This is a genomic window from Pseudomonas sp. P4_C4 (assembly GCF_056402055.1).
In genome coordinates, this window is record NZ_JBFUID010000041.1 from 47,760 (window position 1) to 55,970 (window position 8,211).

At 44.7% G+C, this 8,211-nt stretch carries 6 protein-coding genes and 1 pseudogene; all 7 read right to left on the bottom strand.

Translation table 11 applies throughout. The features are described 5' to 3' along the window. Window positions 1-158: 158 nt before the first annotated feature. Window positions 159-1,661 carry a pyridoxal phosphate-dependent decarboxylase family protein gene (locus AC1DXW_RS20750; protein WP_477760387.1) on the bottom strand — a complete coding sequence of 501 codons (1,503 nt, stop codon included), beginning with the start codon at window positions 1,659-1,661 and terminating at the stop codon, window positions 159-161. Further along, on the bottom strand, window positions 1,654-3,027 hold the full coding sequence (locus AC1DXW_RS20755; RefSeq protein ID WP_477756813.1) for a diaminobutyrate--2-oxoglutarate transaminase family protein: 1,374 nt from the start codon (window positions 3,025-3,027) through the stop codon (window positions 1,654-1,656). Before AC1DXW_RS20755 ends, AC1DXW_RS20750 begins: the two co-directional genes overlap by 8 nt. Before the next feature lie 157 nt (window positions 3,028-3,184). Next, window positions 3,185-4,498 carry an MATE family efflux transporter gene (locus AC1DXW_RS20760; protein ID WP_477760388.1) on the bottom strand — a complete coding sequence of 438 codons (1,314 nt, stop codon included), beginning with the start codon at window positions 4,496-4,498 and terminating at the stop codon, window positions 3,185-3,187. A gap of 21 nt (window positions 4,499-4,519) precedes the next feature. Next, complete coding sequence (locus AC1DXW_RS20765; protein WP_477760389.1) at window positions 4,520-5,686, bottom strand: NAD-binding protein; 1,167 nt, start codon at window positions 5,684-5,686, stop codon at window positions 4,520-4,522. 11 nt (window positions 5,687-5,697) lie between these two features. Continuing rightward, window positions 5,698-6,249: a hypothetical protein gene (locus AC1DXW_RS20770; RefSeq protein WP_477760390.1), complete on the bottom strand. Its 552-nt coding sequence runs from the start codon at window positions 6,247-6,249 to the stop codon at window positions 5,698-5,700. Then, window positions 6,246-7,766 carry a hypothetical protein gene (locus tag AC1DXW_RS20775; RefSeq protein ID WP_477760391.1) on the bottom strand — a complete coding sequence of 507 codons (1,521 nt, stop codon included), beginning with the start codon at window positions 7,764-7,766 and terminating at the stop codon, window positions 6,246-6,248. The genes AC1DXW_RS20770 and AC1DXW_RS20775 overlap by 4 nt, the downstream gene beginning before the upstream one ends. A gap of 9 nt (window positions 7,767-7,775) precedes the next feature. After that, window positions 7,776-8,211: pseudogene (locus AC1DXW_RS20780) on the bottom strand (hypothetical protein); the annotation flags it as partial.

An 8,211-nucleotide genomic window follows, 5' to 3' on the forward strand; every position in this document is an offset into this window, starting at 1 on the left:
TGATGAATTCGTAGTCGTGGTTGACCTTGTATTCTTCTTACAAGCAGCTGGCGATTACATCGAACTCCAACACACCGAGGCTGCCGACGATGAATATATTGCTGTGTCCTAATGAGCTCAGGCAGTGCACGCAATGGAGGCGTAGCACGCTGTAGACGTCAGCGCATTCGAAAGCTGTCATGCCTGCTTTTTAAGTAGGCATCGGCAAGCATGTCTATGGTCGCGAGCAGACTATCTATATCTACCAAAGTAGTTCGTGGGTTCAATAACGTCATCTTCAATGCTATTAGACCATCGTGGCGGGTGACCCCAAGATTCGCAATTCCCCTATCGAGCAATATCGTCGCGAGATGCCTGTGCAATGCGTCCCGATCAGCATCAGCGAAGAAGGGCCGACGGACCCGGAACAGGACACTCGATAATTGCGAACGACTGACCAATTCGAACGACAATGATGTATCGATACGGCTAGCAACCTCGCTTGCTAGATCAATTGCTTGGTCAATCAGTTCCGCATACCGGATGGTTCCGAGACTGCGGAGACTCATCCATAATTTCAGGGCGTCAAATCGACGGGTCGTTTGCAGAGACTTTCCAACCAAATTTTGTATGCCATCCCGATCATCCTCGACCGGGTTCAAATAGTCCGCATGAGTACGCATCAGGTCGAAATGTGCCGCATCGCGAAGCAGGAATGCGCCGCAACTGATGGTCTGGAAAAATTGTTTGTGGAAGTCGAGTGTGATCGAGTCAGCACGCTCAAGACCTTGCAGGCGATTGCGATATTTTTGCGATAGGAGTAACGCACCACCCCATGCAGCGTCTACGTGGAGCCAAAGTCCACGAGCCTGTGCAATGTCGGCAAGTGCATTGATAGGATCGATTGCGCCTGTATCCGTCGTACCGGCGGTTGCGACTATGGCAAAGGGTGYCTGCGATTCGCTTGTTAGTCTGGACAGCGTGCGCTCGACGTCGCCTGCGACTAGTCGTCCTTCGGAGTCGCATGGAACGGATATCGCAGCGCTCCTACCCAGGCCGAGCAAGGACATCGATTGCTGAACTGAAAAGTGGGCTTGGCTCGAACAAATTACAACCATGCGCTTGGCGTCGGCCGAAATCCCATCCTCCTTGATATTGACCCCCAAATGAAGCAACGCATAATGATCCCGAGCAAGCAGCAGTCCCATTAAATTGCTTTGCGTACCGCCGCTAGTCAACACGCCAGCGTCGTTTACCGGGTAGCCAATACGCGCTCGGAGAGCGCCGACGAGATGCTGTTCAAGGATTGTGGCCGATGGGCTCTGATCCCAGGAATCCATCGACTGATTAGCTACGTTGATCAACACCTCTGCAGCTTGAGAAGCAAGCGTTGTCGGACAGTGCAAATGCGCGATGCAGAGCGGATGATGGACCTGTAACGCGTGGTCAAGAAAACACGCAGTTGCGTCCGCTAAGGATTGCTCGTCGCCGACACCATGTTCGGGAAAGATGTCGTGATCTGACAATTTCATCCGTAGCGTATCGGGCCGCGCTCCGTCAAACAGCACACCTGCTTCGAGCCATTGGCTCGCAGTGTTCACAGCCTTTGTCATCAAGAAACGGTAGGCTGTCGATCCCTGCTGATCGGCGGTCGTCATTCCTAGAGTCGGCAATTCAAGCATGGTCGGTCGACTCCTGCTCGGCATGCATTACCGTTTCCAGTGCCGTCTTCAGCCGTTCGATTACGATGTCCCCTTCCTGATGTGTCAATGTCAACGGTGGTAGGAGACGCAGGACCGCGCCGTGCCGGCCACCGAGCTCCACAATCAATTGATTGTCGAAGCAGGCTCGTTGCAGCGCTTGCGATAATCGTGGATGGGGGGGATGGCTGCCAAGTGAATCGACGGGGAGTTCGGTATCGACAATCTCAATACCGAGCATAAGACCACGTCCGCGAATGTCACCTATACATGGGAGGTTTCGCTGCAGACGTATAAGTCTGTGTTCCAGTGCAGCGCCGACCGAAACTACGTTGTCGAGAACGCGGTTCTTAACCATGATGTCGAGCGTTGCTTGTCCGGCGGCCATCGCGAGTTGATTACCTCGAAATGTACCGGCGTGTGCTCCCGGCGACCAAACGTCAAACCCAGCCTGGTAAGCCACCAACGATAATGGAAGGCCACCACCTATTGCCTTCGACAGGACGATCATGTCGGGGACGATTTTCGCGTGGTCAAAAGCAAACCATTGCCCAGTACGCCCAATTCCCGCTTGCACCTCATCGAGTATCAGGATGATGCCGTGTCGTTGTGTAACCTCGCGTAGTTTCACCAACCATGGAACCGGCGCGGGAATGACGCCGCCTTCACCTTGGATCGCCTCGACGATAATCGCTGCCGGCTTGGTGACACCGCTCTCGACATCATCGAGGAAACGCTCGATTAATACGCCCAAGGCGATGGCGGCCGTTTCGCCACCAATACCGAGCGGGCAACGATAAGAATATGGATAGGGCAGGAACTGTATACCCGGCATGAGACCACCAACAGAAGTCTTCGGTCCGAGGTTACCGGTCACGCTCAATGCTCCATGCGTCATACCGTGGTATGCGCCACTGAAACTTAGTATGCCGGAGCGCCCTGTAGCAATTTTCGCTAGCTTAAGCGCAGCCTCTACGGCGTCGGCACCTGTCGGTCCGCAGAACTGCAGTCGCCAGTCGCTTGGTGAGCCCGGAAGTAACTTAAGCACGGTTTCGCAGAACGCATCCTTGACAGGTGTCGTCAGGTCGAGCGTGTGTAGCGGCATCTGGTGATCGAGCAGAGTTCGTATTGCACCGATGACTTCCGAATGGTTATGTCCGAGCGCCAAAGTTCCTGCACCCGATAGGCAATCGAGGTACTTTCGACCTTCGACATCAGTAATCCACGCGCCTTGCGCTGACTTAATCGCGATCGGAAATTTATGTGGATAGCTTCTCGCGTTCGATTCAAAGCGAGATTGTCGTTCAAGATAATATGCATTATTAGCTGGCTTGGTTAAACTTTCCATGTTCGTCCTTCCATCTAGTAGTCGAGAAAATCGTCAATCAGAAGTACAACAACTGACTAACGAGAGAGAAGAGCCTGACTAATTATATTGCTATGTTGTCTGGACAACCGTCTAGTGACGGGCACATCGATCATTGCAGACAACGGTTTGATCCATCTTAGGATTCACCGCCAAGCAAACGACAATCGTGCTCTTTGAACATCCTCCCCAAGCGCCGAAGCAAAAACAACATTAAGACAAACGAGCAAAATACAAGAGCCACAAATATGGAGCGCACACTATATTCAAAAAACGAAAGCAAGCTAATAGAAACAATCAAACCTAGTATATTTAGTGACGTTATTGTGAAAAGTGCTGGCACCCAAAAATCCCCCATGCTTCTTAATGTCATTCGAGTCACAATATAAGCATACTCGAAGACCAAAAATGGTATCGATATTAGAATATTACTCTCAATCAACCGCCTTACAACTTCATCAGACGTATAAAGAAGGGAAATACTTTCCTTTAAGAAAAAGCAAGCGAGCAAAAATGGGATCAACATAAAAAGCCCAAATACCATCCCTTGAAAGTATATTTGCTTCAGCAAGGAGTATTCTTTTAGCTGATAGTGGCGAGCCGTAATGATACCGGTAGCATTCCCCACTCCAATTGAAATCATGTATAAGATACTCAAAAAATGTAGAGATGCCTGATAGGCAGAAAGGCTTGCATCTCCTAGGTTTTTTGAAACAAATGAAAGAATAAAAAACAAAAGACTTTCACCGCCAAAGCAAAGTGCTAACGGAAGCGCTTTAAAAAAATAATTTGCATATGCGCTTCTCTCAACACTTTGCAAGTACCGAAACCGGAAAACATAGAGATGAATTGTTCTACTGAAAAAAAATAATGCTACTGCAGCAAAAAACCATCTCAGGGCAACATACGCGAGCAAGAAATAAATAACATTCGAATACACATCTAGCAGGACAAGAATAAACCCCATTACAACTAGCGCCAAATTGAACATCCAAGCATATAGAACCTCATACTTTGTTTTTTTAATAGCATTGAAAAAATTAAAAACAACAATCTGGACATAAATAGCAGGAATAGAAAATGAGAACACCAGCAGTACTTCTAACCCGAGATTGTTATCGTTCACAGAGGGAGAGCCTGAGACACTAACAACGTGAAGGAGCACTCCAAAAACAATGCCACTCCCAAACAAAATCGCAAATCTAAAGGAAACATTTAAATCAAGCGCAACAACATTAGCATTCAGATCCGTCGAACCTGCCACATTCACCATCAAAATTGAAAAAAAACCAATCCCGATAACCGTCAAAAAAGAAACCAATGCCCAAGCCAATGATGCCTGGCTCAGCGAATCAACTATAAAGTGCCCTATGAAAGAAAAATAAAAGAGAGATGCGACCATCTCGCCTAATCTGGAAACTATCAACGCAAAAGAAATTCTAGCAATTTCCATACATCCTCCCCTACGCAAGCACTACCGGATCTCACCAAGAATGTCTGAATATACGTCGTCCTCCCAATCGGCGGACAACTCCAAACCCAATGAAATTAAAAAAGCAGAGAGAATTTTTCCAAAGATAAAATGCAGAGATAAATTTCTTGCATCAAACGCAGCATAGCTGGACAAATTAATTGGCCTACCCTTATTTACGACATTAATCTTCTTGCGATCCAACACAATGGATGAACCGTCGCCCGCCTCAAAACACTTGATTAACTCCTGATCAAATTCATCATCATAAGAAGTCACAACCGCAATATAACCATTATCCTTCATAGCGCTTACTATTTTCTTAGTGGTGCCATGTTGCCCCGACATCGAAAAGCAATACTCAAAACGGTCAACATTAGCCCCCAACTCAGCAGGAGTTAAAACTTCAAACCCTTCTGTAGCTGCCATAAATAGGCGGGCTTTGTCGGTGTCAACAACAACAATATTTATGACACCTCTTTCCCTAAGCCCAAAGCAAAGCGAACGCCCAATTCTGCCGTAACCAACGACCAATGCAGGCTTATATTTTGACCAATCTGTAACGAAGGAAGGGAGATGCGCCAGCATTATGTTTGCCACCATTACGTTCTCTGCCATCTTGTAGGAATCGTATGCTACTGACTTAAAACACCGCCCCTTGTTAAAATAATCAGTATTTTGATACTTTTTATGGCCATTGGCGGTATCTTCTAGCACTAGTATTAATCGCTCACCCAGCAAGGCCGACATTTCATCGATATAGGGAGCAAAGTAACCACCAATATCAAATATTATTACTGGAAAATCAGACTTATCTACTAGAGTCAAAATTTCGCTGACGGTTTTATCGAATGCCTTTCTATCCCTTGCCTTCATGACTCTGGTCGGATCGTTTATATGCAAAAGTAAATTTGCATTGAGTGATCCTTTCTTAGGAATAAAGTATATATTCTCAAACATACACAGCCAGTTGTTACATATACTAAGATTTACTGTCGTTGACAAATGAGAGAAGCAAAACACCAAGCAATTCCCCAATGAATTTCGACTTGATATTTTATGTGAGTTTAAAACTTGCCGATAGAAATACTCTGCAATTCTATATGCATTTAAGTAATTCAATCGCTTTGAAGCAGGAGCACCACCTAATAAAACTTCAATATTTTTCATGACAATCCCTTTTACACAAATCTAGAAGCCGGCCCCCATTTAGAAAGCATTGTGAGCACATCAATATAAAGCAACGATAGCCCTCTTAGTTTCTCTAGCAAGCTAAAATTCTCATCATCCGACAATGTGACCATGCTACTTTCAAGTCTTTCGCGCACTTGAGTACAATCAACAGCCCTGCCATGGATACTCTCCACACTACAAAAGCCAAACGCAGCCCAGTCTATCTCGTTACATTCAGTCTGTTCACCAGGCAAACTTAAAGCTATTTTTAGATCTCTTTCTAAAGGGCTAAAACCAATACTACTAGCTACCAATTGTTCTCGTACTTTGACTACCTCGTCGGTTAGATCACACAATGTCAAAATACCCCACGCGCGAGCATCGCCAATCTTCCCTTCCCTCTCACATTTAAGCGATTTGTTCAGTTTGGAAATATAACCATATCGCCCATCTGAACTTTTACTCTCAGAAAGTAATGAAAGGCATTGTCCATACAAAGCGCGCCTATCCTCCACACGGGAATATAATTCATTTAGAATACGGTAAATACGCTGCTTCATAGTTCAACCGCCATTTTTGTTGGAGTATCAAGGAGTATCTTTTTATTTATAATTGGACACACATCAAAGTCATTATCCCCGATAAAAATCGCGGGCACCTTCATAACTCTTGCGAATACTGCCCTTATAAAAAAAGCATCTCTATCGCCCCCAAAGAAAATGAAAGCTTCTGGCAAGTTACTATTATCAAAACTAAAGACAGAATCCGAAAAGCTCAAACATATATTTCCTGCCCCCCAACCCTTCGCCCCTTCTCTAACAATACCAACAGACGTACCTGGAACTTCGCACACCCCATCAGACAACTCAAACATTACACATCCATCTCTACAAGCATTCATTTCCTTACGTATCAAATTTTGCTCATCTATATCAACAAGAACTACATCAACCCCCTGCTCATCTCTAACAAAATCCTGATCATTTTCAAATTTTCTAATTAAGTTCCTGCTTGCGTCTAAATTTATCACCTTAGCCCTATATAAAAGCTCAGGACCAATCCATCTATGCTTGGTAGCCAACCCACCAGAAAATACAAAATTCGAAATTCCGGGCACAACAGAAACCGCCTTAAATAACTCAGTAGCGATAGACAATAAATAGGCGTTTTTGGCGGATTGTAAATTCTCATCACCAAGTATCTTTTCAACAGTTACATCGCTTTTCGACGACAGACTTGCCAATCCATAAATACCACTCTCCCTGTTGTACATACTTGACAAGTTCTCTGAGTCCAACCCGTATTTAACCATTCTTAAAACTAACCCCAAAGGCTGAGTACCAGATCGATTATGCATAATTGGGCCATCGCAGGCAGCAAACTTCATCGTATTATACTTAACTACCCCATCAACCACAGCGGACACACTAACTCCAGAACCAACCTGACAAATAACCCCAGTAAATTTAAGTATATTATACTTATCTCTAAGCTCTTCCAGGCATGCCTTTATTGCAAGCCCATGATAGCCATTTGAGTATAATCCGTACCTATTAATAATTTTTTTTTCAAAAGGAATCTCCCCTGTCACATGCAATGAAAGATCGTCAACTGCGTGATCCCTCACCATAAATTGCATTGCCTTAGGAAAAGCTTTTTTAGTTTCCTGAATAACCGCAAGGCAAAGTGAATTATGCCTAGAGCTTAGATAATCATTAAAACCCAAGATTTGCTCTTGATGCTCAGTTATTTCCTGCACTGTGGGTCCAAACCCAGCAAACTTAACTCTATGACCTATCTTTGTTGGCGTTTTCCACTCCAGTAACTCCAAAACCTCCTTGGTCTTATCAACAATCAAACTAGCTGCCTTGAGTAGATCATCACCCACATTTACGCTATAGACCTCGCCCTCAACGCCAAGCTCCTTACAATATTTTACTTTTACAGTCTGAGTCAGCAGCCCGATGAAATTAATATTTATGTCTGCTCTATTTTCATCATTAAACATAGAAATTTTTATTGAAGAGCTGCCAACATTTATCGCAACTGTAGAAAACGAATCGCTACCAGCTTGCATATTACCTCCTCAATCCCACTCTTTCAGCAGGCTTATCAAAGATGGAGTGCCTTGCGCAGCGAAAAACTTTTTTCTAAAGTAGTATTCGCATGTGGATATCTTATGATCAGTCTGTTTTCGATGATTAAATTCATCATTCAGTGCAGAGAGAGATTTTTGTAAGGATGGATAAAATTCGCATTTTTTAAGCAGACTCTCGATTGCCAAAAACACCGAATCCATATAGAGAAGCACCTCTTCAATGTATAGACGACACTCATTCTCTGTAACGGCGCCCTTTCTAGCCAAAGTGAAAAAACTGCTTTTAATTTCATCAAACCCATTTACCCTAAATACGTTTGAGTAAACCCACTTGTGATGCTTATTCGTTATCCCTGTTAAGTAGGTAAAACTCATTGTCGTTTTCAGCATCATTTCTCGTACAATTTCGCACCCCATCCAGAGG